At 59.4% G+C, this 21,902-nt stretch carries 24 protein-coding genes; 11 read left to right on the top strand and 13 right to left on the bottom strand.

Annotated elements, in window-relative coordinates; translation table 11 throughout:
- The first annotated feature begins 46 nt into the window (after nt 1-46).
- From ACR0FG_RS07765 to glmM, 3 genes are read left to right on the top strand one after another with little or no spacing between them, the layout of a single operon-like run.
- Complete coding sequence (locus ACR0FG_RS07765; protein WP_170715950.1) at nt 47-967, top strand: dihydroneopterin aldolase; 921 nt, start codon at nt 47-49, stop codon at nt 965-967.
- On the top strand, nt 964-1,962 hold the full coding sequence (folP, locus tag ACR0FG_RS07760; protein WP_480891719.1) for a dihydropteroate synthase: 999 nt from the start codon (nt 964-966) through the stop codon (nt 1,960-1,962). The genes ACR0FG_RS07765 and folP overlap by 4 nt, the downstream gene beginning before the upstream one ends.
- A gap of 32 nt (nt 1,963-1,994) precedes the next feature.
- On the top strand, nt 1,995-3,338 hold the full coding sequence (glmM, locus tag ACR0FG_RS07755; RefSeq protein WP_480891717.1) for a phosphoglucosamine mutase: 1,344 nt from the start codon (nt 1,995-1,997) through the stop codon (nt 3,336-3,338).
- On the opposite strand, the gene ACR0FG_RS07750 is transcribed toward glmM, so the two are convergent.
- The gene (locus ACR0FG_RS07750) at nt 3,335-4,237 is read right to left on the bottom strand and encodes a DMT family transporter (protein WP_480891715.1); all 903 of its coding nucleotides are present in this window, start codon (nt 4,235-4,237) and stop codon (nt 3,335-3,337) included. The two genes, glmM and ACR0FG_RS07750, sit on opposite strands and share 4 nt — an antisense overlap.
- 78 nt (nt 4,238-4,315) lie before the next feature.
- On the opposite strand from ACR0FG_RS07750, the gene ACR0FG_RS07745 reads away from it, so the two are divergent.
- Both ACR0FG_RS07745 and ACR0FG_RS07740 read left to right on the top strand, forming a co-directional pair.
- Nucleotides 4,316-4,627, top strand: coding sequence for an ArsR/SmtB family transcription factor (locus tag ACR0FG_RS07745; protein ID WP_480891712.1), 312 nt, complete (start codon nt 4,316-4,318; stop codon nt 4,625-4,627).
- Nucleotides 4,624-5,079, top strand: a complete 456-nt coding sequence (locus ACR0FG_RS07740; protein ID WP_480891710.1) for an SRPBCC family protein — start codon at nt 4,624-4,626, stop codon at nt 5,077-5,079. The genes ACR0FG_RS07745 and ACR0FG_RS07740 overlap by 4 nt, the downstream gene beginning before the upstream one ends.
- A 45-nt stretch (nt 5,080-5,124) precedes the next feature.
- Here the strand turns inward: ACR0FG_RS07740 and ilvC are convergent, their stop codons facing one another.
- Entirely contained in the window at nt 5,125-6,147 is a 1,023-nt protein-coding gene (ilvC, locus tag ACR0FG_RS07735; protein ID WP_170715963.1) for a ketol-acid reductoisomerase, read from the bottom strand.
- Between the two features lie 131 nt (nt 6,148-6,278).
- Between ilvC and ACR0FG_RS07730 the strand changes: the two genes are divergently transcribed.
- A complete protein-coding gene (locus ACR0FG_RS07730) occupies nt 6,279-6,734 on the top strand; it encodes an Lrp/AsnC family transcriptional regulator (RefSeq protein ID WP_170715964.1) in 456 nt (151 codons plus the stop codon).
- Nucleotides 6,731-7,189 (top strand): Lrp/AsnC family transcriptional regulator, encoded by a 459-nt coding sequence (locus ACR0FG_RS07725; protein WP_170715966.1) that lies wholly within the window; start codon nt 6,731-6,733, stop codon nt 7,187-7,189. Before ACR0FG_RS07730 ends, ACR0FG_RS07725 begins: the two co-directional genes overlap by 4 nt.
- A 6-nt stretch (nt 7,190-7,195) precedes the next feature.
- Here the strand turns inward: ACR0FG_RS07725 and ACR0FG_RS07720 are convergent, their stop codons facing one another.
- Entirely contained in the window at nt 7,196-7,897 is a 702-nt protein-coding gene (locus ACR0FG_RS07720; protein WP_170715969.1) for a GntR family transcriptional regulator, read from the bottom strand.
- A 230-nt stretch (nt 7,898-8,127) separates the two neighbouring features.
- Here ACR0FG_RS07720 and ACR0FG_RS07715 point away from each other — a divergent pair, with 230 nt between their 5' ends.
- Nucleotides 8,128-9,255 carry an aminotransferase class V-fold PLP-dependent enzyme gene (locus tag ACR0FG_RS07715; protein ID WP_480891705.1) on the top strand — a complete coding sequence of 376 codons (1,128 nt, stop codon included), beginning with the start codon at nt 8,128-8,130 and terminating at the stop codon, nt 9,253-9,255.
- Nucleotides 9,256-9,295: 40 nt separating this feature from the next.
- Here the strand turns inward: ACR0FG_RS07715 and ACR0FG_RS07710 are convergent, their stop codons facing one another.
- From ACR0FG_RS07710 to ACR0FG_RS07700, 3 genes are all read right to left on the bottom strand, one after another.
- The gene (locus ACR0FG_RS07710; RefSeq protein ID WP_480891702.1) at nt 9,296-10,492 is read right to left on the bottom strand and encodes a UbiH/UbiF family hydroxylase; all 1,197 of its coding nucleotides are present in this window, start codon (nt 10,490-10,492) and stop codon (nt 9,296-9,298) included.
- 74 nt (nt 10,493-10,566) lie between these two features.
- A complete protein-coding gene (locus ACR0FG_RS07705) occupies nt 10,567-10,815 on the bottom strand; it encodes a hypothetical protein (RefSeq protein WP_480891699.1) in 249 nt (82 codons plus the stop codon).
- 86 nt (nt 10,816-10,901) lie between these two features.
- Nucleotides 10,902-11,546 (bottom strand): pyrimidine 5'-nucleotidase, encoded by a 645-nt coding sequence (locus ACR0FG_RS07700; protein ID WP_480891698.1) that lies wholly within the window; start codon nt 11,544-11,546, stop codon nt 10,902-10,904.
- 102 nt (nt 11,547-11,648) lie between these two features.
- On the opposite strand from ACR0FG_RS07700, the gene ACR0FG_RS07695 reads away from it, so the two are divergent.
- Entirely contained in the window at nt 11,649-12,296 is a 648-nt protein-coding gene (locus ACR0FG_RS07695) for a GntR family transcriptional regulator (protein WP_170717528.1), read from the top strand.
- Between the two features lie 6 nt (nt 12,297-12,302).
- Here the strand turns inward: ACR0FG_RS07695 and ACR0FG_RS07690 are convergent, their stop codons facing one another.
- Together ACR0FG_RS07690 and carA are read right to left on the bottom strand one after the other, a co-directional pair.
- The gene (locus tag ACR0FG_RS07690) at nt 12,303-14,174 is read right to left on the bottom strand and encodes a glycosyltransferase (RefSeq protein ID WP_480891695.1); all 1,872 of its coding nucleotides are present in this window, start codon (nt 14,172-14,174) and stop codon (nt 12,303-12,305) included.
- 80 nt (nt 14,175-14,254) lie between these two features.
- Complete coding sequence (gene carA / locus ACR0FG_RS07685; RefSeq protein ID WP_170717524.1) at nt 14,255-15,421, bottom strand: glutamine-hydrolyzing carbamoyl-phosphate synthase small subunit; 1,167 nt, start codon at nt 15,419-15,421, stop codon at nt 14,255-14,257.
- Between the two features lie 183 nt (nt 15,422-15,604).
- Between carA and ACR0FG_RS07680 the strand changes: the two genes are divergently transcribed.
- Nucleotides 15,605-16,087 carry a GatB/YqeY domain-containing protein gene (locus tag ACR0FG_RS07680; protein WP_170717522.1) on the top strand — a complete coding sequence of 161 codons (483 nt, stop codon included), beginning with the start codon at nt 15,605-15,607 and terminating at the stop codon, nt 16,085-16,087.
- A gap of 6 nt (nt 16,088-16,093) precedes the next feature.
- Here ACR0FG_RS07680 and ACR0FG_RS07675 read toward each other — a convergent pair whose 3' ends face one another.
- The 4 genes from ACR0FG_RS07675 to ctaD all read right to left on the bottom strand — a co-directional run bounded on the left by ACR0FG_RS07675 (nt 16,094) and on the right by ctaD (nt 20,171).
- Nucleotides 16,094-16,582, bottom strand: coding sequence for a DUF2244 domain-containing protein (locus ACR0FG_RS07675; RefSeq protein ID WP_480891693.1), 489 nt, complete (start codon nt 16,580-16,582; stop codon nt 16,094-16,096).
- A 44-nt stretch (nt 16,583-16,626) separates the two neighbouring features.
- The gene (locus ACR0FG_RS07670; RefSeq protein WP_480891691.1) at nt 16,627-17,226 is read right to left on the bottom strand and encodes a DsbA family protein; all 600 of its coding nucleotides are present in this window, start codon (nt 17,224-17,226) and stop codon (nt 16,627-16,629) included.
- Between the two features lie 95 nt (nt 17,227-17,321).
- Nucleotides 17,322-18,350: a bestrophin family protein gene (locus ACR0FG_RS07665; protein ID WP_170717515.1), complete on the bottom strand. Its 1,029-nt coding sequence runs from the start codon at nt 18,348-18,350 to the stop codon at nt 17,322-17,324.
- 162 nt (nt 18,351-18,512) lie between these two features.
- Nucleotides 18,513-20,171 carry a cytochrome c oxidase subunit I gene (ctaD, locus tag ACR0FG_RS07660; RefSeq protein ID WP_480891687.1) on the bottom strand — a complete coding sequence of 553 codons (1,659 nt, stop codon included), beginning with the start codon at nt 20,169-20,171 and terminating at the stop codon, nt 18,513-18,515.
- A gap of 275 nt (nt 20,172-20,446) precedes the next feature.
- Here ctaD and ACR0FG_RS07655 point away from each other — a divergent pair, with 275 nt between their 5' ends.
- The gene (locus ACR0FG_RS07655) at nt 20,447-20,866 is read left to right on the top strand and encodes an HIT family protein (RefSeq protein ID WP_480891686.1); all 420 of its coding nucleotides are present in this window, start codon (nt 20,447-20,449) and stop codon (nt 20,864-20,866) included.
- A 365-nt stretch (nt 20,867-21,231) separates the two neighbouring features.
- Here the strand turns inward: ACR0FG_RS07655 and lipB are convergent, their stop codons facing one another.
- A complete protein-coding gene (gene lipB / locus ACR0FG_RS07650; protein WP_480891684.1) occupies nt 21,232-21,894 on the bottom strand; it encodes a lipoyl(octanoyl) transferase LipB in 663 nt (220 codons plus the stop codon).
- Nucleotides 21,895-21,902 lie beyond the last annotated feature (8 nt).

The raw sequence follows: 21,902 nt of genomic DNA, 5'->3' as shown, positions 1-21,902 counted from the left end.
ATGCCTAATCTGGGCGCACTATACCTGATGGCGAAGGGCCTGATCTATGAGTTCTGAAATCCGCCTTGCCTTTGCGCACCCGTCCGAACGCTCTGAGGCGACGGCGGCGCGTGGGCCTTTGGACCGTATCTCGTTGCGTGACCACATCGTGGACGTCGAAATCGGTGCGTTTCAGGCCGAGCGCGGGACAACGCAGCGCATCTGCTTCAACATCGTGGTCGAGGTGCGCCCGCTGACCGATGTGATTGACGACGATGTGGATCGTATCCTGTCCTACGATCGTGTGACCGAGGCGATAGCGTTTGAGCTGGCGGCCGAGCGGCTGAACCTGCTGGAGACGCTGGCAGATCGTGTGGCCGAGCGCATTTTGCTTGAACCTCAGGCCGTAAGAGCCTTTGTCCGCATAGAAAAATTGGATCGGGGCCCGGGTGCATTGGGCGTCGAGATTGTGCGCGGTAAGGACGCTGTTCATCATGACGTCACCGAGGAAGAGCGCCCTCATCCGCGTCTGGTGTTTCTGTCGAACGCTGCGATTGGCTCGGGCAATCTGAAGGGCTGGATCGACCAGTTGGAAAACCGTCAGCGCCCGTTGATCCTGTGTGTCGGCGCGGCTGATATGGCGGTGCCTCAGACGGGGCACGCGATGACCCAGCGACGGATCGACCTGCTGGCGATTGAACAGAACGCCTGGGTTCTGGCCGCACGGGATCACCGCTGCGTCGTGGTTTCAACCCGGACCGAGCTGGATTGGGCGATGAAAAACGGCCAGATCTGCGTCTGGGCCCCGTCCAAGATCGTGCTGGACGCGGTTGATGGACCATCGGCGGCCCCATCGGATGCGGTTGCTCTGGCCGCGTGGTTTGCGGCCACCTTTGAGGCCAGCGAAATGATGGTGATCGGCGGTGATTTGCCAGAGGCCCCAAAAACACCCCTGCGCGCGGTGTCTGTGGAGCAGGTCAAACTGTGACCGCATATTACCGACCGCTTGTTCAGCATGGGCCGTTGAGGCCCGAAGGTGCGCTGTCGCTTGCCGGTCAGGCGCTGTGGTTCACGCATGTCGAAGTGTTGAGCCGCGACGCGCCCGCCAAGGTCGTGCCCGTTGATGATATTCCGGCCAATATCCTTGATCGCCTCAGCAATCCGCGTCCGGCGCTGGGTGGTCTGGACATGTCTTGCCCGCAGATCATGGGCATTCTGAACGCAACGCCGGACAGCTTTTCGGACGGTGGGCTGCACAACTCGGTCGATGCAGCGCGGGCGGCGGCGAAAACCATGGTGTCCAACGGCGCAACCATTCTGGATATCGGCGGGGAATCGACGCGGCCCGGTGCCAGTTTTGTGCCCGAGGACGAAGAAATTGAGCGTACGCGTCCTTTGATTCAGGCGATCCGTGCCGAAACAGACGCCCTGATCTCGATCGATACGCGCAAATCTGCTGTTGCCCGGGCGGCGTATCAGGCCGGGGCCGATCTGATCAACGATGTCTCGGGATTTACGTTCGATGCGCAGCTTGCCCCGTTTTGCGCCGAGGTTCAGGCGCCGGTTTGTGTGATGCACATGCAGGGCGATCCGGCGACGATGCAGGACGATCCGCAATACGACAACGTTTTGCTGGATGTGTATGATTTTCTGGACGCGCAGATCACCAAACTAACCGCTTTGGGGCTGTCGCGCGATCTGATCTTGGTCGACCCGGGGATTGGGTTTGGCAAGAACGAAGCCCACAATCTGGCGCTTTTGCGAAACCTCAGCCTGTTTCATGGGTTGGGCTGTCCGATCTTGCTGGGCGTATCTCGCAAGGGCATCATCGGGCAGATCGGGCAAGAGCCGCGCAAGGATGCGCGCGCGCCGGGTTCCATTGCGGTTGCACTGTCCGGTCTGTCGCAGGGCGTACAGATCATTCGTGTTCATGACGTGGCCGAGACGGCTCAGGCCTTGCGTCTGTGGGCTGCTGTCCGGTAATCGGGTCGCAGAAGTTTCAAGGAGATACCCTTATGCGCAAGCTGTTCGGAACCGATGGGGTGCGGGGCACCGCCAACACGCACCCGATGACGGCGGAAATGGCATTGCGCATCGGGGCCGCCGTGGGCCGGTATTTCCGTCGCGACGCCTCGGGCGTGCATCGGGTCGTGATCGGCAAGGACACGCGGTTGTCGGGCTACATGCTTGAGAATGCTTTGACCGCGGGGCTGACCTCGACCGGGATGAACGTGCTGCTGCTGGGGCCGGTGCCGACGCCGGCGGTCGGTTTGATGACCCGGTCGATGCGCGCTGATCTTGGCGTCATGATCTCGGCCAGTCACAACCCGGCCGAGGACAATGGCATCAAGTTCTTTGGTCCGGACGGGTTCAAACTGTCGGATCAGGCCGAGGTCGAGATCGAGGCACTGATCGAACAGGGTGTAACCCCGGCGCAGGCGCAGAATATTGGTCGTGCGCGCCGCGTGGATGACGCGCGGTTCCGCTATGGTGAGCGGGTCAAATCTTCATTGCCGCGCCGAGTGCGCTTTGATGGGATGAAGGTGGTGATCGATTGCGCCAATGGCGCTGCGCACCGCACCGCGCCCGAAGTTCTGTGGGAACTGGGCGCAGATGTTATTCCGGTTGGCACATCGCCGAACGGGAAGAACATCAACCTTGATTGCGGCTCGACCAAACCGCGCGTTGCTGCGGAAACCGTGGTGGCCCATGGCGCGGATGTGGGCATCTGTCTGGATGGTGACGCGGATCGCGTTGTGGTGATTGATGAGAACGGGCAGGTCGCTGACGGGGATCAGCTGATGGCGCTACTGGCCGGTGCATGGTCGCGGGCCGATCAACTGAAAGGTGGCGCGCTGGTTGCGACGGTGATGTCGAACCTCGGGCTGGAACGGCACCTGTCAGGGCAGGGCCTGCGGCTGGAACGGACGGCTGTGGGCGACCGCTATGTGGTCGAACGGATGCGCGAGGGGGGCTTTAACCTGGGTGGCGAGCAATCCGGCCATATTGTGATGAGCGACTATGCGACCACCGGAGATGGTTTGATGGCTGGTCTGCATTTCCTGTCCGAGATGGTATTGACCGGGCGCAAAGCCTCGGAGCTGGCACGGCAGTTCGAGACCGTGCCGCAATTGCTGAAAAACGTGCGCTATCAGGCGGGTCAGCTTCCGCTTGAGGCGGCAAATGTGCAGGCGGTGATTGCCGATGCCGAGGCGCGTCTAAGCGGGCAAGGCCGTCTGTTGATCCGTAAATCGGGAACCGAACCGCTGATCCGTGTGATGGCCGAATGCGAGGATGACGCATTGTTGGTGCAGGTTGTCGACGGCATCGTGGCCGAGGTCGAGGCCGCTGCGGGTTAACGCCGCAGCAGCATTCGTTGCAGGCTGAACCATTGGCTGATGGCCATGCCGGTCAGGATCAGTCCAAGCGCGATGAAGAACCGCAGAGGCAGCGCCTCGGACAGAATCCATGCGCCAAAAACCATCGACCAGATCGGCACCTGATAGTTCACCAGCGTCAGAAACACGGACCCGGCGCTGCGCGTGATTGAAACGCGCAGCAGGTTGGCGAATGCGGTCGGCACGAGGCCAAGCACGATCAACGCGAGTGCGGGTCGAGTGTCTTGCCACGTTGGCACGCCCTCGGTCATCAGCATGATCGGCAGCAGCAGCGCGGCACCGACCAGCAAAGTCATCGCTGCCAGTGCAATGGGTTCGATCGGTGGGCAGCGGCGCGTCAGGATTGAGGACGTGGCATAACAAAGTGCCGCCGTCACACAGGCCAGTTGCGCCAAAGGCTCGGCCCCTTGGCCCAATTGCGCCAGACCGGGGCCAATCAGGATCAGCGCGCCGGAAAATCCAAGGCAAACACCGATAAGCCGGCGCAGGTTTAGGGGCTCGTCCGAAAAGAAATGGGCCAGCGGCAGCACCATCAGCGGAATTGCCGCCATGGACAGACCGGCAAAGGCCGAAGGAACGAATTGCTGTCCCCAGCTGAGCAGCATAAAGGGCACAGCCGTCGACAAGATGCCGATCAGGATGATCGAGGTCAGTAACGCAGGGGTCAAAACAGGCAGTCGGCGGCCTGTGATCCGCATCAGGATCAGTAGGGTCACGGCCCCTAATGTCGTGCGCGAGGTCGCCACTGTAATCGGGCCATAGCCCTCTAGCGCCATGGCGACGACCATGAATGTGCCGCCCCAAATGAGGCCCAGCGTGAAGACGCCGCTCCAATCCTGTTTGGTGGGTTGTTCAACCATTCCATCCCCTTATCCCGCGTCGAGGCCGGAGTCACGTGGTGATCTTGACTATGGGTAAGTATTGGCTTACGGTAAGTAATGACTTACGAATTGGCATTTTCTGCTTTGGCGGACCCGACACGTAGACAGGTGTTCGAAGTCTTGGCCAGTAAGCCCCAAGCGGTGGGTGAAATTGCCGCCGAACTGCCTGTCAGCCGCCCCGCAGTGTCGCAGCACCTCAAGGTGCTTTCGGACGCGGGTTTGGTGACAAGCCGGGCCGAGGGCACGCGGCGCATTTATGCTGTCAGACCAGAAGGGCTGGCAGAGCTGCGCGACTGGTTGGATCGGTATTGGTCCGATGTCATGAGCAGCTTTGCGGATGAAGTGAACAAAGGGGGAAAGGGCCAATGACCGAGCCAATTGTCAAAACAGTGATCGTCAATGCCACGGCAGACCGCGCCTTTGATGTCTTCGTCAATCGGATCGCGAAATGGTGGCCTTTGGACGGTCATGCCGTTTCGGCATCGCAAGGAAAGCCTGCGCTTGCCGTGGTTATCGAACCCCGGGTCGGTGGGGCAATCTATGAGACCATGTTTGATGGAACGCGTGCCGAGTGGGGCAAGGTGCTGGAATTTGAACCCGGGCGGCGTTTGGCCTTTACTTGGCATCCGGGGACCAACGCCGACAAACCGACGCGCGTGGATGTCACTTTTGAGGATCAGGGGGCAGGGCAGGCAAAGGTGACCCTGACGCATTCCGGTTGGGAGATCTGGGCCAAAGATGCCCCAAACAAACGCAGCGGATACGATACCGGGTGGGATTTCGTGCTGGGTCAGTGTTTCGCGAACGCCATGACCGCATAGAAAAGGGCGACCACCGGGGCCGCCCTTCGCTGACTGACGCCAGACTTAGTTCTTTTCTTTGTCGACCATTTTACCGGCCGAGATCCATGGCATCATGCCGCGCAGCTTGGCGCCGGTTTCTTCGATCATGTGCTCGTCATTGGCGCGGCGCGACGCTTTGATGGTCGGCTGGCCAACGGCGTTTTCCAGCATGAAGTCGCGAACGAACTTACCCTGTTGGATGTCGTTCAGAACCTCTTTCATGCGCGCTTTGGTCTCGTCGTATTTCAGGATACGCGGGCCGGTGACGTACTGGCCGTACTCAGCCGTGTTCGAGATCGAGTAATCCATGTTGGCGATGCCGCCTTCGTAGATCAGGTCGACGATCAGTTTCACTTCGTGCAGACACTCGAAATAGGCCATTTCGGGCGCATAGCCGGCCTCGACCAGAGTTTCAAAGCCGCAGCGGATCAGTTCGACCAGACCGCCGCACAGAACCGCCTGTTCGCCGAACAGGTCGGTTTCGCATTCTTCACGGAAGTTGGTCTCGATGATGCCCGAGCGGCCGCCACCGATGGCCGAGCAGTAGGACAGGCCGATTTCCAGCGCCTTGCCGGTTGCGTCGTTGTGAACGGCGACCAGGCAGGGCACGCCGCCACCTTTGGTGTATTCACCACGAACGGTGTGGCCAGGGCCTTTGGGGGCCATCATGATGACGTCGACGCCTTCTTTCGGCTCGATCAGGCCGAAATGCACGTTCAGGCCGTGGGCGAACGCGATGGCGGCACCGGGCTTGATGTTGTCATGGACGTATTTCTTATAGGTCTCGGCCTGCAATTCGTCGGGCATGGTGAACATGATGACGTCACACCAGGCCGCCGCTTCGGCGATTCCCATGACAGTCAGGCCTTCACCTTCGGCTTTCTTGGCCGAGGGCGACCCTTCGCGCAGGGCGATAACAAGGTTCTTGGCGCCCGAGTCGCGCAGGTTCAGCGCGTGGGCGTGACCTTGGCTGCCATAGCCCAGAATCGCCACTTTTTTATCTTTGATCAGGTTGATGTCGCAGTCGCGATCGTAATAGACGCGCATTTCGCCGGTCCTTTCAGTTTTGATTGCCGTGCTTTTAACCGGGCGTTTGGGTATTGGCGAGTGTTGTGCGATTGAGTATTTGAGAAAAAGATGAAGAATAATTCGCAATAAACAAGAAATGTGTGAATTTCATGCTTGATGATCTTGATCGGCGTATTTTGCGCCATTTTCAGGCCGATCCCAGCCTGTCAGCGGCAGAGCTGGCGGAACGGTGCCGCATCAGTGCGGGCGTGTGTTGGCGGCGGGTGGAAAAGATGCAGGCGGCGGGGATTATTCAGGGACAAGAGGCGGTGATTGACTGGGCCGCGTTGGGGTATGCGGTCGAAGTATCGTTGCGTGTGACGCTGGATAAGACCCAGCCGCGCGCGTTTGACGAGTTCACCGCTGCGGCGCGTCAGGTGGCCGAGGTTGTTGAGATTCAGACGTTTCTGGGACGGGTGGATGTGCGGTTGTCAGTGTTGGCGCGGGACATGCCCCATTATCAGCAGATCTATCGTGACCGCATTCTGACTTTGCCTCATATCGCTGATATCGAGGCGCTGATGCATATCGCGCGCCTCAAGCGGGACGAGGTGTTGCCGGTATGATCGAGTTGGACGATATCGACCGCCGGATTCTGCGTGCCCTGTCGCAGGACGCAACGCAAAGCGCCGGGGCGTTGGGGCGCAGGTTCGGCCTGTCTCAGCCCGCAACGTGGCGGCGCATTCGCAGGCTTGAACAATCGGGCATCATAAAAGGTCGCCGTCTGCGCCTGAATGCCGAGGCGCTGGGGTTTGGCGTCACTGTCTTTCTGGGGGTCAAGCTTGCCCGCAAGGGGCAGGTCAGCCTTGAGGATTTCGAGCGCGCGGTCAGTGCCATTCCCGAGGTGCAAACGGTCGAGCACGTTCTGGGCTTGTATGACTATCGTCTGCGTGTTGTTGCGCGGGATCTGTCCGATTTTGAGCGTGTCCTGCGGCGAAGGATCATGACCTTGCCGGGGGCAGGGGATGTCGAGGCCAACGTTCTGCTGAGCGAGGAGCGCCTGCCCGGACCAATCGGATAATTCGGTTCAGTACCGCGACCGGATGCAATAGCCGGGATGATGGGTCATGCGGGCAAAGGTGATCGGTTGCCCGTCGCGCCATGTGGTGCGTTCCAGTTGGATCATCGAGGTTCCGGTTGTGGTTCCCATGAACTCGGCCAGTCGTCCGTCGGCGGAAATCGCGCTGAACGAAATCTCGGCCTCGGTAAAGGGGGCAGCGTTCAGCAGCCATTCATGCGGGCCGCGCACGCTTAGATCAGCCGATTCGACCTCGGGGACCGCGTCGATATTGATCCAGCGTTCTTCCAGTTGAAACGGGCGGTTGTCTGCATAGTGCATACAGATCACATGCAGAACCTTGGCATCGGGTTCCACGTTCAGTTGCGAGCTTAACCAGCCGGGGCTGTAGACAACCTTGCGTTCGACCAGCGCATAGCGGTAGGCCGAGTTTTGCTTTTCCACCGCCTGCCGGGCCAGCGAAATCTCAAGCTTGGCTTGTTTTTGCGGCTCTTTCGTGACGCGCGTTCCGCTTTTGCGTTTGCGCTCGACAAAGCCCTGTTCGGCCAGTTCACGCAGGGCACGGTTGACAGTCGCGCGGGCGCATTTGAACTCTTCGGCCAGTTGGGTTTCGGTTGGCAGCAGCGATCCCTGCGGCCAGACCCGAGATTCGATCCTTCTTTTAACTTCGTCTCTTACAACTTGAAAACTGATCCGCTTTTGCGCAGCCACGGGCTGAAATATCCTTCTAGTTCAAAGTGTGTATATCTGTTCAGAAACACGTCATAGTGTAAAGGCACGGTGACACTGGTTGGCGTCATTTCTTCCATTTGTTGCACAGTGAAGCGGGAAATAAAATTAGAGGTTGTGGTTTCCCTGAGGTCAACTCGTCTATTGCGATTGCGGGTTTACCGGCATTGCCCAAGCGTGCAGAAACGAGTCATCAAAAAAGAGGATTTGACATGCCTGCGTTGTTGGACACAGTCGACCCGGATGGGCTCGAAGAATTTTCGGTCGTATTCACGGACCGGTCGCTAAATCACATGTCGGCTGATTTTCAGCGGGTGATGCGCGACATTTCTGCGATGCTGGGTCAGGTTTACAATGCGGATGGTGTGGCCGTGATCCCCGGAGGAGGGACCTACGGGATGGAGGCCGTCGCCCGGCAATTCGCGCGCGGGGCCAATGCAGTGGTTGTGCGCAACGGGTGGTTTTCCTATCGCTGGAGTCAGATTTTCGAAACCGGGGGGCTGACTGCATCGTCGACGGTCCTGAAGGCGCGGCATAGTGGGAATGCCAGCCCATCGCCATTCGCACCCGCACCGATTGATGAAGTTGTGGCAACAATCCATGAGAATCGCCCGGATATTGTCTTTGCGCCGCATGTCGAGACTGCAGCCGGTGTGATTCTGCCCGATGATTATGTAACTGCGATGGCTGCTGCGGCGCACGAGGTCGGTGCGTTGATGGTGCTGGACTGCATCGCCTCGGGCTGTGCGTGGATCGACATGAAGGCGACCGGCGTAGACGTTCTGATCTCGGCCCCGCAAAAGGGGTGGAGCGCGACACCCTGTGCGGGCCTGGTCATGCTGTCTGAACGGGCCGAGGCGCGGTTGTCTGAGACCGAGTCGGATAGCTTTGCCATTGATCTGAAAAAGTGGCGGCAGATCATGCAAGCGTATGAAAACGGCGGCCATGCTTATCACGCGACCATGCCAACAGATTCGCTGCGTGCATTCCGCGATACAATGGTCGAGACGCGGGACTACGGATTTGAAAAGCTGCGTCAGGCACAATGGGCCCTGGGCGATGGAGTACGGGCTTATTTGAAAGATAAGGGTGTCACTTCGGTTGCTGCAGAAGGGTTCGGCGCGCCCGGAGTGGTGGTTAGCTATACATCAGATCCCGAGGTTCAGAATGGCAAGAAATTTGCGGCTCTGGGGATGCAGATCGCTGCGGGCGTGCCGCTGCAATGCGATGAGCCGGAAGGGTTCAGTACGTTCCGTTTGGGCTTGTTCGGTCTGGACAAGCTTTATGATGTGGATGGCACAATCGCGCGACTACAGCGGGTGTTGGATCAGGTGCTTTGACCGGGGGTGGCGGGCTTAAGCCCGCCCTACGTCCTGTGCTTTAACGCACGCCAAGGCCCATTTGCATCAGCGTTTTGCGTACCGGAGGCAGCGAATAAAGCGCGTTCAGCCCCACGGCGCGGGCATCCCGAAGCGGGCGTGCTTCGATCATCGAGGCGCGGTTCAGCAGGTCGATGCCTTTGACGCGCATTTCGATCTCGGTATGGCGGGCCTTGTGATAGGCATCAAGCATTTGCGCATCGCCCAGACCATCCGGGCGGGTTTGAGCCAGATCCAGCAAACAGCGCAAATCGCCCAGCGACATGTTCAGCCCCTGTGCGCCGATGGGCGGCACGACGTGCGCGGCTTCGGCCATCAGCGCGGTGCGTTCGGCCGAAAGCCGCTCGGCTGACTGGCTGATGATGGGCCAGATGGTTCGGCGTGAAGCCAGCTTTAACGGTCCGAATAATCCACAGGATCGTTCGGTCATTGCCGCCTCGAACGCCTCATCTTCCAGATGCAGCAATTCGATCGCGCGCGGCCCGCGTTCCATCCAGACAATCGCCGACGAAGGCTGCCCTTGCCAGTCCGGCAGAGGCACCAGAGTGAACGGACCGCCCGAGCGATGGATTTCGGTCGAGACATTCTCATGCGCGATGGGATGCGTAACCGCGAAGGCCAACGCCTTTTGACCATAGCGGGTGGTGCGAACCTTGATCCCGGCGGCCTCGCGCATGGGCGATCCACGGCCATCCGCAGCCAGCACCAGCTTGCAGCGAACGCGGGTGCCGTCGCTTAGTCCGACGCGGGCCTCGCCTGTGCGGGTGAACAGGCTGACAGTGCCGGTGCCGGGTCTGAAATCGACATTAGGCAGGTCGGCCAGACGCGCCACCATCTCGCGCCGCAGCAGCCAGTTGGGCAGATTCCAACCAAACGGCTGGTCCGAGATATCGGCGGCGTTGAAATCGCGCACCACGCGCGGTTCCGGCAGATCACCGCCCGCATCCACGATCCGCATGATCTGAAGCGGGGCTGCATGTGTCTCTAACCGCTGCCACAGGCCGCAGTCCTCAAGCAATCCACGCGCGGGTTGCAGAAAGGCGGTTGTGCGCATGTCTGATCCGTCGACATCCCGCTCGGTCACGGGTGGGGTGGGGTCGACGCAGATCACGTCGAACCCTGCGGCCCCAAAAGTGGCGGCGGCGGTCAGTCCGGCGATGCCGCCGCCGGAAATCAGGATGTCACAGCTGTCAGTCATGAGGGCAATTCTCCGTTGCCGCAGACCCTAAGGCCGTTTCGTGACCTTCGCCAAGTGACATCCTGTCCCGTCAGTCACCCGCGCGAAATAAGGATGAGGATCAGGAACATGACCGGCACCATCATCAGGGCCGGGATATACAGGCCGGGCAGGCCGAACAGAAGGATGGAACAGCCCCACATGCTGAAAAGAGCGATGGCGCTATAGTACCAATCATCGCCTTTGGCATCGGCTGCATCACGGGCCATCCAGCCAAACAAGGGGATTGCAAACAAAAGGCGCTGCCAGAGGGGCAGGCGCCGCGGCATGTCGAGCGCGGTCATGGGGACCTCCGTTCTGTTCGTCGCTGGGGTGCATATGGGGCACGTCAGGCGCCCGGGAAACGCACAGATCGTCGCAGTGTGACAGCCTATCGCAGGCGGGCCAGAAATCCGGTCAGGTCGTCGGTATGATGGTGAATATGGTCCGCCTCATGCGGGTCGGGGGCGACGTGAACGGTGCGCATTCCCATCGCGTGAGGGGCGGCCAGATTGCGGGGATCATCCTCGAACATGGCGGCTTTGTCGGCCTGAATTCCATCCTGCGCAAAGATCGCCTCGAACGCGGCTTGTTCCGGTTTCGGGCGGTAGCCTGCGTGTTCGACGCCGTAGATTGCATCGAACAAACCGCTCAGGCCCCGGGCGGCCAGCACACGTTCGGCATAGGGGGCCGAGCCGTTGGTATAGACGATGCGCCGCCCGGGCAACGCGCGGATGTGGTCGGCCAGTGCTGCGTCGGGTTCCATGTGGCTCATATCCACCTGATGCACCGCGTGCAGGTAAGGATCGGGGTCCAGATCATGTTCGGCCATCAGCCCGGCCAGAGTAGTGCCATATTGCCGCCAATAGTGGGAACGCAGCCGGTCCGCCTCGTCCCGGTCAACGCCGATGGCCTGTACCACATAATCGGTCATCAGCACCTCGATCTGATCGAACAGGCGCATGTGAGGCGGATAGAGGGTGTTGTCCAGATCGAACACCCATTGCGTGACATGAGAGAATGCCGGCTTAACCATGAGTGTGGGTTTAGGGTGCTTGTGCGGCGTTTTCAATGGTCGCCCTTGATCGCGGCCCGTTGTGGCGGATAGACATGTCCGAACGAGGAGAAAACCAACCCCATGCCCCAATCCAGACAGTCCAACAAGGATGCCTATAGCCTGATACTCGAAGCGATCGATGTCGGCGTTTACAAACCCGGCGACCGTCTGGTCGAAAGCGAGTTGGCCGAGCGCTTTGGCGTGTCCCGAACACCGATCCGCGAGGCGCTGCAGCGGCTCGAGACGCAATCCCTGCTGGAACGCGATGGGCGGTCGCTGATCGTGGCCTCGTTGGATCACAACCAGATGGCCGAGCTGTATGTAGTGCGGCGTGAGCTGGAGGGACTGGCCGCGCGTCTGGCCGCGCGTCACGCCACACCGGAAGAGGTCCGGGTGCTGCAGGAAATGGTCGCTGCTGATGATGCGCTGGTCGATGACCCAACCGCGCTGTCGCGCGCCAATCGGCGGTTTCACGAACAGATCCATCTGGCCTCGCACAACCGGTATCTGGTGCAACAGCTGGATCTGGTGCACCGCACGATGGCGCTTATGGCGACGACGTCACTTGCGGTTCAAGGGCGCGGTGAAATCGCCCAAAGCGAACACAAGGCGATTGTCGAAGCCATCGCCGCGCGCGATGAAGACGGCGCGGCCCATGCGCTGAAAGAGCATATCTCGGTCGCTTTCATGACCCGGCTCAAGCAAGACGCGGTTGAGCGCGAAAAATAGGGCCTGTCAGAGCGCGGGTGCTTCTTCGGTGGCGTGCCCATGTTGGGTCTTGTCCCAGAAAAACGGGTTAACGGCCAGTTCCCAGACCGCTTTGTACGCGGCGAGAACACCCAGCGGATAGTAAAGGATCATTGTCGGCACCCAGGGGATCAGAAAGCGCCGGTTTCCGGCGATCACACCCAATGCGCCCACCAGAATGTTCGCAGCTTCGGCAGCCAGAAACAGGTAGATGCAGATGGTCAGCACGTTTCCGGCCACCACGGTTTCCAACGGATGTGCCAGACCGAGCGTTGTCAGCCAGAACAGCCACAAAACCGGGGCCAGCAGAAACTGCCCGAGCGTGCCCAGAAAAAAAGCCTGTACGCCCAGAAACCGCTTTGGGCCGAGGTCGCGAAGCAAGCGAAGGGGCGCGCGCATGTGGACAAGATAGGTAATCATGAACCCCTTGAGCCAGCGCGAGCGTTGCTTGACCCAAGGCCACGCCCTGAAATTCGCCTCTTCATACGTCGTGGTGTTCACGATCTGAGTGCGATAACCCGCGCGGCTAAGGCGGACGCCCAGATCGGCATCTTCAGTAACGTTATGGGCGTCCCAGCCGCCCAGCTCTAACAGTTTGTCGCGTCGAAAGAAAAACGTGGTGCCGCCAAGCGGAACCACCAGACCCAGACGGGCGATGCCCGGTAGAATCACACGAAACCAGCCGCTGTATTCGATGGTGAAACACCGCGACCGCCAGTTGGTGCGGGGATTATAGTAATCAAGCACGCCCTGAAGGCAGACAACGTCATCCGGGGCTTGCGCAAAGGTACGGGCAATGGTTTCAAGCTGATCCGGGGCAGGGGCGTCCTCGGCATCCCAGACGCCGACAATCTCGCCCCGGCAGAAATCCAGCGCATAGTTCATCGCGCGCGGCTTGGTGGTCAGATCGCCCAGTTCAGGCACTTCGATGGCGCGGATCCAACTGGGCAGCTCGACCGTTTGCAAGGCCGCACGGGTTACGTCATCGCGTTCTTCCAGCACCAGAATGACGTCCAGCAATGCCTTTGGATAGGTCAGACGTCGCAAACGCGCGATCAGCGCATCGGCAATCTCGCGCTCTTTATAAAGGGGCACCATGATCGAGATGCAGGGCAGGCGGGTTTGATCGGCTGACGCATCGGTCTGTGGCGCTTGTGGCGTCAGAATCGTGTTGACCGCCCCGAACACCCGAAACAGCATGAACAAAACAAGGGTTGCGACAGCCAGCCAGAACAGGATGGCCAGTCCGGCCTGTGGCATCGCCGCGCAAAGCGCGCAGCAGCCAAGCGCCAGTGAGGCCATCCTGAGATGGGATGTCGAGGTCAGGTTGCGGCAGCTTTGCGATGCCTCAACCCGGGTTTCCGCAGCCTGCGCAAGCTGGGTCGCGTGGCACTGGGCGATGGTTCTGTCAATCTGTTCGGGGCTTGCCAGAACGGGAACAACCGTCAGCCTGCAGGCCTTTAGTTCTTTGGCAACGACCGCAAACATATCCGGCTGCGCGGTGGCAACCAGCAGCAGCGGACCCATACGGACCCATGGGACAACACGATGCGCCAGCCAGAAATCGACCGGCTTGATGGCGCAGAGTTCCGGGGGCGGGGGCGCGTTTTCGAGGTCAGCAATCTGCAAGCCACTTTGCTGGGACAAGGCGGCCAGTACGTCCTGTCGGCTGGCCCATCCTTCGCCGACCAGAATCTCGCCCAACGGGGCGTTCTGATGGGCCTGCATCTGCAGGGCACGGACAAGCTGGGATCGCGTGATCGCGCCGCGATCCAGCAGGAATGCGCCCAGGGGTTTGCGCGCTTTGACATCCGAGACCGGCTGGGCCGATGTCAGACGCTGAAGATTCAATTCCACCATAAGCAACCCTTGCCTGCACCATTGTCAGGCAGGTTTGCTTGAACAGGGTTAACGGGCGGTTAACTCTGATGAATCTGGCGTCAAGCTTGCGCTTTTCGATCTGCCATGGCGGCGGCAAACCGTTCGAACAGGTAGAAACTGTCCTGCGGGCCGGGGGAGGCTTCGGGGTGGTGCTGCACGGAATAGACCGGGCGATTTTCCATGCGGATGCCACAGTTCGAGCCGTCAAACAGCGACCGATGCGTTTCGATCACGCCGTCGGGCAGCGATTGCGCGTCTACGGCAAAGCCGTGGTTCATGGACGTAATCTCGACCTTGCCGGTTTCCATGTCCTTGACTGGATGGTTCGCACCGTGGTGGCCGTGGTTCATCTTGACGGTCTGACCGCCAAGCGCGAGGGCCAGCATCTGATGCCCCAGACAGATTCCGAATACGGGCAGGTTTGTCGTTTCAAGCACTTCCTTGATCATCGGCACGGCGTATTCGCCTGTGGCAGCCGGATCACCGGGGCCGTTGGACAGGAACACACCGTCGGGCTCATGCGCCAGCACTTCGGCGGCTGTGGCGGTTGCGGGCAGGACGGTTACGTCGCATCCGGCCGAGGCGAGGCAGCGCAGAATGTTGCGCTTTGCACCATAGTCCACGGCAACTACCTTATGCACCGGGGCCTCTTGCCGCTGATAGCCATCCGGCCACGCCCATCGCATTTCGTCCCAGCGATAGCTTTGAGCACAGGTCACGTCCTTGGCCAGATCCAGCCCCTCAAGCCCGGAAAATCCGCGCGCTGCCGCGACCAGAGCTTCGATATCGAAGTTGCCTTCGGGATCATGTGCCAAAGCCACATGTGGCGCGCCCTGCTGTCGGATCGCGCGGGTCAGGCGGCGAGTGTCAACGCCACCGATGGCGATGCGACCACGACGGGTCAGCCAGGTCTTCAGTTCTTCGGTCGCCCGCCAGTTCGACGGCTCGGTCGGATCCCATTTGACCACCATGCCAGCCGCAACGGGATCGGCGGTCTCGTCATCCTCGGGGTTCACACCGACATTGCCGATATGAGGGAAGGTGAAGGTCACGATTTGCCCGGCATAAGACGGGTCCGTCATGATTTCCTGATAGCCGGTCATCGCGGTGTTAAAGCACAGCTCGGCGACGGTCTGGCCAGTGGCGCCGAAGCCCGCGCCGTAAAACAGGGTTCCATCGGCCAAAGCCAGACATGCGGTGGGCTTGGACGGGGCGTTCTGGGCCATGGCGCGACTCTCCTGCAAGGTAAACCGGCGCATACCTAAGGGGGTTGTGCGTTCGGGTCAAGTCTGTTCAATTTTTGGGCTATTGTTTTAAATCAATGGGTTAGGCATATCCAACGCCCATTGTGCCCGCCTTTTTGTTTCGATATGGTCGGGGTTCCTTTGCCATGGGGATGGACAGAACATATGGATATGCGATCACGGGTGAACTCTGCCCTGAAGCAAGCAATGAAGGACAAGCAGGCCGAGCGTCTGTCGACGTTGCGCCTGATTAATGCCGCCATCAAAGACCGCGACATCGCCACAAGAGGCGTCGGGAATGATGAGGCCAAAGGGTGCGGTGATGCCGAGGTTCTTGAAATCCTTGGTAAAATGACCAAGCAGCGCAAGGAAAGCGCGCGCGCCTATGAAGAAGGCGGACGGCTTGATCTGGCCGAGCGCGAGCTGCGCGAGGTCGAGGTGATCGAGGAATTCCTGCCAAAGCAGCTGGATGACGACGAAGTCAGCAAAGCCATCCAGACAGCCATCACGGCCACTGGTGCGGGTTCGATCCGCGACATGGGCAAGGTCATGGGCGAGTTAAAGACTCGCTATACCGGCCAAATGGACTTTGGCAAGGTTGGCCCGATGGTCAAAGATCACCTCTGCGCTGCATCGAACGGCGGTTAAACGGCCTCAGGCCGCGGGTGCACGCAGCCTTTCGACCAGATCATCATAAAGTGCGACGCGTTCCTCTTGTGTGAGGAATGCGCCGATTTCGACCTGCCGGCCATCTCCTGCCAGCGTGACATAGTCCGGAACCGGGCCACCATGGGTGTGCAGTTCAGGTCGAGCCCAATATCGATTGCAAGACCATTCAAGATCGCCCTTGCGCGGGTCGCGATGCAGCAGATGCGCCTGTGTGTCATCCAGAGTCAAAACTTCGGATACACTTCGGGCGCGATAGTTCATCTCGAATGCCAGCCAGAGGCCTAGAACGGTCAGTAAAAGAAAGGGCAGCAAGCCCCACAGCAGGACTGATCCCAGCACGGCCATCAGCGGGATCAGGCCAAACAGAAACACCGCCACAACCACTCCCATAGCGCCACGCGGAGGCAGAGAGTTGTGCGGCCAGAGCCTGAGTTCCTGTTCTCCAGCAGGTGTCTGTTTCCATTGATAGGGCATGGCTGGAACCTAGACCAAGCTGTGCCAAAGTCGAAGCGCGAAATTCAGATTACGTGGCCGACCCGCGCCCAGGACAATGCGTCGTCCAGCCGGTCGTCGCCCCAGAACACCTCGCCGCGCACAACAAAGCTGGGGGCGCCGAAAACCCCGAGCTTTGTAGCGGTTTCGGTTTCGGTCTCCAGTGCGGCGACCGTATCCGGGCTGCGGGCGCGGGCGAGGATCAGCCTTGGGTCCTGCTGACAGCGGTGCAGTGCCTCGGACAGGGCCGAGTCGCTGCCGGCCTCGTTTCCGTCCTCGAACCAGACGCGATAGAGCGATTGCACGAAGGTTTTGCCCCAGCCTTCGCCCATTCCCAGCAGTGCCACCTGATTTGCAAGCGCCAGATCGCTGATCGGGTAGGGCGCGGGCAGGCTGGCATGGATGTGGTACTTGGCCGCGCGCCGTTCAATGTCGCGCCACATATAGGCGGACTTTATGGGCTTTCCGGCAAAAGGGATATTCTGCTGAACCGACATGACTGTCCGAACGTTAAAGGGCCGCCACTGCACGGACGCGCCCTGTTCATCGCACCATTCATCCAGACGCATGATGGTGAGGAAGCTGTAGGTGCTGCCTATTGAGAACCAAAAATCAATGTCGGGCATGGCGATGCTCCGTTTTTCAAAGGCTTTGATACCACAATAGCGTAAAACGGGTGATTTTTCGATCTCTACGCGCTGCGCCGGAACGCGCGACCCCGTTACAGCAGGGCTTTATCGATTGGTTTGGCTGGGTCCGGGGCGGTGCCGCAACCTGTCATCTGGCGGATGTCGATCTCGATCATGCGGCAGATGGCGGCGATCGGGACATCGGTGACGTCGCCTTCGAACGGGTCTTCCATCGAAGCACTCACCCGCTCGGTCACGAAAAAGATCCAGCAAACCAACGCGCCAACAGGGGCAAACACCATCCAGTCAAGCAGTACCGATTGCATTATCGGCAGGTTCAAACCAACCGTGATCGAACGTTCGTCATTAAAGGCCAATGGTAGCATGAAGATGAAGATATAGCTGAAGATACGCCCCACCTCAGCGACCTGTCTGGGGAACGGGGTGTTCTTGATCCGCTCGCTTTGGCCTTGCGCGTCGGTAAACCGCGACAGTCTTTGCATCAGCGCCACGTGCCAATAGGGATCTATCCGACCGGCCCGCGCCAGTGCCGAGAGGCGTTCGCCCTGAAGAAACATCAGATAGGCGGCGCGGTTGGATTTCCCTTCGAGGCGCGGCAGATCACCTTCGAGCTGGCTTCGGCGCCAGCACTCGGGATCCTGATGCAGGGCAATCTTGTCCACGACCGGTTTATGCCCGAACATCCACGGCTTGCGCGTGCGGCCAGTTGCGGCGGGTTGGCGCAGTTGAAAGGCCAGCAGGTTCAACCATGCGATATGACGTTCCAGCAATTCGTGGCGGATACCGGCGTCAATCGGTGTACCATCCGGTTGCACAAGGTTGGCAATGGTATTGCCCCAGTCGCGGCTGCCGTTGACAAGATCGCCCCAGATCTTGCGCGCCTCGACCCAGCGGCCATAGGCCGACGTGTTCTTGAAGCCCAAGAAGAATGCAACCGCCAGACCCAGCATCGTAACCGGTGGGCTGGAGTCTGATATCAGGTCCATCGGCGTGAGGGCGTCGATCAGTTCGACAAGGAATATCCAGACCAGAACAATACAGATAAAACCAACCGATCCTTGGGCCATTTGCCGGATCGTAATGCCGTTGTGGAGTATCATCTGGTGCGGGTCCGTCGCGGTTCAGGGATGGGTTTCGCGGATACTAGCGACCCGATCCATCATCTGTCCACGGAAAGCGGTCTAGATTCAAAACACTGCGTTTTCAAAAGCAAAGCCCCGCGCGGGGCGGGGCTTTGTCGTAATTGGATCAGGTGTCCGGGATCAGTGCGCGTGGCCCTTGTCCCAGTCTTCCTGCTTGGGCAACTGCTCGAACGTGTGTTCGGGCGGCGGCGAGGGCAGGGTCCATTCCAGCGTGTCCGCGTATTCGTTCCAGTAGTTGTTCTGCGTGATCCGCGCACCACGCATCAGGGCGTAGATCACGATGCCGAAGAACAGCAGGAACGAGGCGAAGGACACGAAAGCACCAATCGACGATACAAAGTTCCACTGGGCGAATGCCTCGGGGTAGTCGATATAGCGGCGTGGCATACCCTGACGGCCCAGGAAGTGCTGAGGGAAGAAGGTCAGGTTGGCGCCGATGAAGAACAGCCAGAAGTGAACCTTGCCCCAGAACTCGGAATACTGACGACCGGTCATTTTACCGAAGTAGAAGTACACTCCGGCAAAGATCGCGAACACCGCACCCAAGCTCATCACGTAGTGGAAGTGTGCCACCACGTAGTAGGTGTCGTGATAGGCGCGGTCCACGCCGGCCTGCGACAGAACCACACCTGTCACACCGCCAACGGTGAACAGGAACAGGAAGCCGAAGGCGAACAGCATCGGAGTTTTGAACTCGATCGAGCCGCCCCACATGGTTGCAATCCACGAGAAGACCTTAACGCCGGTCGGAACCGCGATGACCATCGTGGCCAGCATGAAGTAGGCCTGCTGACGCAGCGACATACCAACGGTGTACATGTGGTGCGCCCATACGACAAAGCCCAGAACACCGATTGCGATGATCGCCCAGACCATCGGCAGGTAGCCAAAGATCGGCTTGCGGGCGAAAGTCGCGATGACGTGGCTGATGATGCCGAAACCGGGCAGGATCACGATGTACACTTCGGGGTGGCCGAAGAACCACAGGATGTGCTGATACAGGATCGGATCGCCACCACCGGCGGGATCAAAGAAAGTGAAGCCAAAGTTGCGGTCCATCAGCAACATGGTGATCGCACCCGCCAGAACCGGCAGAGACAGCAGAATCAGCCACGAGGTGACGAAGATCGACCAGCTGAACAGCGGCACCTTGAACAGGGTCATGCCCGGGGCACGCATGTTCAGGAAGGTGGTGATCATGTTGATCGCGCCGAGGATCGAGGAGGCGCCCGATACGTGCACGGCAAAGATCGCAAGGTCCATGGACATGCCGCCCTCGGTCGTGGACAGCGGTGGGTAGAGAACCCAGCCAACACCAGACCCAAGCTGGTCATTGCCACCGGGGCTGAGCAGCGAAGCCACACCCAGCGAGGTACCAGCGACGTACAGCCAGAAGGACAGGTTGTTCATCCGCGGGAACGCCATGTCTGGCGCACCGATCTGCAACGGCATGAAATAGTTGCCAAATCCGCCGAACAGAGCGGGGATGACCACAAAGAACATCATCAGAACACCGTGATAGGTGATCATCACGTTCCACAGGTGCCCGTTGGGGGTGCAGGGATCGGCCATGAAGCCTTCGAGGCACATGTACTGCACACCGGGGTGCATCAGTTCGAGCCGCATATAGACGGTCATCAGAACCGAGATCAGACCGGCCAAAGCCGAGAAGATCAGGTAGAGAATCCCGATGTCCTTGTGGTTGGTCGACATGAACCAGCGCTGGAAAAAGCTGCGCTCGTCTTCATGATCGTGACCATGAATGGCTGCGTCTGCCATTTAGGTGCCTCCTGTTGCAACTGCACCGCGCAGTCGGACCTCTCCAACGCGCGGGTTTCACGGTGGTTTTAGTTTGTGAGGGGGCGACCTTCAATGGCCGAGTTTGATCTGGGTCAAGAATAATTGTCGCGGGCAGCCGATGCTGCGCGAGATTTTTGCCCGATGCCACCTATCTGTTCATACGCGCGGCAATTTCAAGGGCGGGGGACTCGTATCTTGACCCTGACCTGGCGCAGCCGCAAAACAGGGAGCAGTGCAACACCCGGAGACCGACGATGACCGCCTATGATCCAGAAAACATCTTTGCCAAGATCCTGCGCGGGGAAATCCCGGCGACACGTGTTTACGAAGATGATGAGACGCTGGCCTTCATGGACATCATGCCCAGATCAGAGGGGCATCTGTTGGTGATCCCGAAAACCCCCTGCCGCAACCTACTGGATGCCTCGCCTGCGCAGCTGGCGGCGGTAATCGCGACGGTTCAGAAGCTGGCCAATGCGGTGAAAGCGGCGTTTGACGCGGATGGTGTCACGATCCAGCAGTTTAATGAGGCCGCGGGTGGGCAAGAGGTCTTTCACCTGCATTTCCATGTGCTGCCCCGTTACGAGGGCGTGTCGATGCGCCCGCCGGGGACGATGGGCGATTTTGATCTGATCGCAGAGCAGGCCCAGAAAATTCGCGCGGCTTTGGGCTGAGGCGATTGCAGTCCCTTGCCGACTGATCGCAAGGCGTGTGGATTTCCAGATCGAATGTGCCCCAAAAAGAGAGATGCCGTTCCGATATGGGGTCGGAACGGCAGACTCTTTACCAAACACACGTCGGTGTTCGCAGGTAAACCCAGGATCACCGGTTAACACACCACTCACTCTTGAACGGCCATCACATACTATGTGGTTCGACGGCGTTTGTATTGAGCAGAAGTGAAGAAACCCTGAATTTTAAGCGAATTTAGGTTAACGCAAGGGAAGCGTTACCGCGTTTCAGAAACAGATCGCTGCGTCAAAGCAGATTGTCGCGTGGGTTCGTGTGAATCTGCGATTCGTCCCGAAGTGACAGTCCGTCATACCGCTGTAGCTGAGTCGGAAAAAACCTGCTCGAACGTGCGTCGCAGGGCCACATCCACATCCGCCAGCGTAACCGGCAGCCCCAGATCGACCAAAGAGGTCACGCCATGTTCCTGAATACCGCAGGGGACGATGCCGGAAAAATGGTCCAGGTCAGGTTCGACATTGATCGAGATGCCGTGAAAGCTGATCCATTTCCGCAACCGTATGCCAATCGCGGCAATCTTGTCCTCGGCCGGTTGCCCGGACACTGACAACGGCTTGTCATGGCGCTGAACCCAAACGCCCACGCGTCCATCGCGGATCTCACCCTTGACGTTGAATTCGTCCAGCGCGGCGATAACCCAGTTTTCAAGCTGTTTGACAAAGCGCCGAACGTCATGCCCGCGTTTTCCCACATCCAGCATGACATAAACAACGCGCTGACCGGGACCGTGATAGGTATATTGCCCACCGCGTTTGCTTTCATACACGGGAAAGCGATCAGGATCGGTCAGATCTTCAATTCGCGCCGAGGTCCCGGCGGTATAAAGCGGCGGGTGCTCCAGTAACCAGATACATTCCTCGGCCTCGCCGGCAGCAATCGCCGCAACGCGCGTCTCCATAAAGGCGGCGGCCTCATCATAGTCGGTCAGACCATCTGTCGTTTTCCATTCCATGGCACGTC

Source organism: Ruegeria sp. E1 (genome assembly GCF_056534225.1).
The sequence above is the reverse complement of the archived record's forward strand: the minus strand, read 5'-3'. Positions and strand labels throughout refer to the sequence as shown.

Excerpts from the sequence above, each read along its gene's own strand:
- ACR0FG_RS07765 (WP_170715950.1), top strand. The coding sequence starts at position 47 with ATGAGTTCTGAAATCCGCCTTGCCTTTGCGCACCCGTCCGAACGCTCT.
- glmM (WP_480891717.1), top strand. The coding sequence starts at position 1,995 with ATGCGCAAGCTGTTCGGAACCGATGGGGTGCGGGGCACCGCCAACACG.
- ACR0FG_RS07750 (WP_480891715.1), bottom strand. The coding sequence starts at position 4,237 with ATGGTTGAACAACCCACCAAACAGGATTGGAGCGGCGTCTTCACGCTG.
- ACR0FG_RS07745 (WP_480891712.1), top strand. The coding sequence starts at position 4,316 with ATGACTTACGAATTGGCATTTTCTGCTTTGGCGGACCCGACACGTAGA.
- ACR0FG_RS07740 (WP_480891710.1), top strand. The coding sequence starts at position 4,624 with ATGACCGAGCCAATTGTCAAAACAGTGATCGTCAATGCCACGGCAGAC.
- ilvC (WP_170715963.1), bottom strand. The coding sequence starts at position 6,147 with ATGCGCGTCTATTACGATCGCGACTGCGACATCAACCTGATCAAAGAT.
- ACR0FG_RS07730 (WP_170715964.1), top strand. The coding sequence starts at position 6,279 with ATGCTTGATGATCTTGATCGGCGTATTTTGCGCCATTTTCAGGCCGAT.
- ACR0FG_RS07725 (WP_170715966.1), top strand. The coding sequence starts at position 6,731 with ATGATCGAGTTGGACGATATCGACCGCCGGATTCTGCGTGCCCTGTCG.
- ACR0FG_RS07715 (WP_480891705.1), top strand. The coding sequence starts at position 8,128 with ATGCCTGCGTTGTTGGACACAGTCGACCCGGATGGGCTCGAAGAATTT.
- ACR0FG_RS07710 (WP_480891702.1), bottom strand. The coding sequence starts at position 10,492 with ATGACTGACAGCTGTGACATCCTGATTTCCGGCGGCGGCATCGCCGGA.
- ACR0FG_RS07705 (WP_480891699.1), bottom strand. The coding sequence starts at position 10,815 with ATGACCGCGCTCGACATGCCGCGGCGCCTGCCCCTCTGGCAGCGCCTT.
- ACR0FG_RS07700 (WP_480891698.1), bottom strand. The coding sequence starts at position 11,546 with ATGGTTAAGCCGGCATTCTCTCATGTCACGCAATGGGTGTTCGATCTG.
- ACR0FG_RS07695 (WP_170717528.1), top strand. The coding sequence starts at position 11,649 with ATGCCCCAATCCAGACAGTCCAACAAGGATGCCTATAGCCTGATACTC.
- ACR0FG_RS07690 (WP_480891695.1), bottom strand. The coding sequence starts at position 14,174 with ATGGTGGAATTGAATCTTCAGCGTCTGACATCGGCCCAGCCGGTCTCG.
- carA (WP_170717524.1), bottom strand. The coding sequence starts at position 15,421 with ATGGCCCAGAACGCCCCGTCCAAGCCCACCGCATGTCTGGCTTTGGCC.
- ACR0FG_RS07680 (WP_170717522.1), top strand. The coding sequence starts at position 15,605 with ATGGATATGCGATCACGGGTGAACTCTGCCCTGAAGCAAGCAATGAAG.
- ACR0FG_RS07675 (WP_480891693.1), bottom strand. The coding sequence starts at position 16,582 with ATGCCCTATCAATGGAAACAGACACCTGCTGGAGAACAGGAACTCAGG.
- ACR0FG_RS07670 (WP_480891691.1), bottom strand. The coding sequence starts at position 17,226 with ATGCCCGACATTGATTTTTGGTTCTCAATAGGCAGCACCTACAGCTTC.
- ACR0FG_RS07665 (WP_170717515.1), bottom strand. The coding sequence starts at position 18,350 with ATGATACTCCACAACGGCATTACGATCCGGCAAATGGCCCAAGGATCG.
- ctaD (WP_480891687.1), bottom strand. The coding sequence starts at position 20,171 with ATGGCAGACGCAGCCATTCATGGTCACGATCATGAAGACGAGCGCAGC.
- ACR0FG_RS07655 (WP_480891686.1), top strand. The coding sequence starts at position 20,447 with ATGACCGCCTATGATCCAGAAAACATCTTTGCCAAGATCCTGCGCGGG.
- lipB (WP_480891684.1), bottom strand. The coding sequence starts at position 21,894 with ATGGAATGGAAAACGACAGATGGTCTGACCGACTATGATGAGGCCGCC.